At 66.2% G+C, this 915-nt stretch carries 1 protein-coding gene and 2 rRNA genes; all 3 read left to right on the forward strand.

Going from position 1 to position 915, the window contains the following annotated elements:
- Window positions 1-95 (forward strand): 23S ribosomal RNA (locus I004_RS0116050); the annotation flags it as partial.
- A 123-nt stretch (window positions 96-218) separates the two neighbouring features.
- Window positions 219-335 (forward strand): 5S ribosomal RNA (gene rrf, locus I004_RS0116055).
- A 243-nt stretch (window positions 336-578) separates the two neighbouring features.
- Window positions 579-915: hypothetical protein (locus tag I004_RS40345; RefSeq protein ID WP_486580026.1), on the forward strand; the 337-nt coding region annotated here is incomplete at its 3' end.

Here is a 915-nt window from a genome sequence, read left to right on the forward strand (position 1 = left end):
AAGGCTCCCGGGAGATGACCGGGTTGATAGGCCGGATATGGAAGACCCGTGAGGGTTGGAGTTGACCGGTACTAATAAGCCGAGGGCTTGACCACAGATTCTTTTTGCTCGCGTCCACTGTGCGGTATCTGAAACAACAACCGTTGTTGTTTGCCGGTTCTAATTGAAGAGTGCGCTGACACACACATGAGTTTCCCCGGCTGGTGCTGGGGGTGTGTTTCGGTGGTCATAGCGTGAGGGAAACGCCCGGTTACTTTCCGAACCCGGAAGCTAAGCCTTACTGCGCCGATGGTACTGCATGCGGGAGCGTGTGGGAGAGTAGGTCACCGCCGAACTCCTATTAAGGGCCCGTGGCCCACAGCGTGCATGCGCTGTGGGCCACGGGCTTTTTTGTTTTCGATATTGCAATTGTGCGGGCCTGGCAGAGAGGTCCGTACGGCAGACAGGAGTCACGTCGATGTCCACCGATTCGCCAGACGATCGGCCTGAGTCCCGTCCTCGTCGGTCCGGTCCGGGGAGCGGCGACGACCGGCCCCGTGGGGGAAGGCGCGATGGGCGCGCGGGAAGCGGCGAGAACCGTGGACGGAGCGGCTACCGGCGTGATGACGGACGTCGAGATGACCGGCGTGACGAGCGGAAGGACCGGGACCGCCCGCGCGGGGGTGGCTTCCGTCCAGGTGGGCGGAGCGACGAGAAGAAGGGCCAGCCGGAGAGGCGGGGCGAGAGCCGCGGCGGCGGGCACCGACCGGACATGGGCAGCTCTGACGGGCCGCGCCAGGGCCGCAGGGACGACAGCTCGCGTGGGCCCCGCCGGGATGATGGGCCGCGCCAGGGCCGCCGGGATGACGGACCGCGTGGGCCCCGCCGGGATGATGAGCGGGGCGGGAGTGGTGGCCGGCGTCCGTATGGTCAGGG

It is taken from the genome of Streptomyces sp. TAA486 (genome assembly GCF_000426165.1).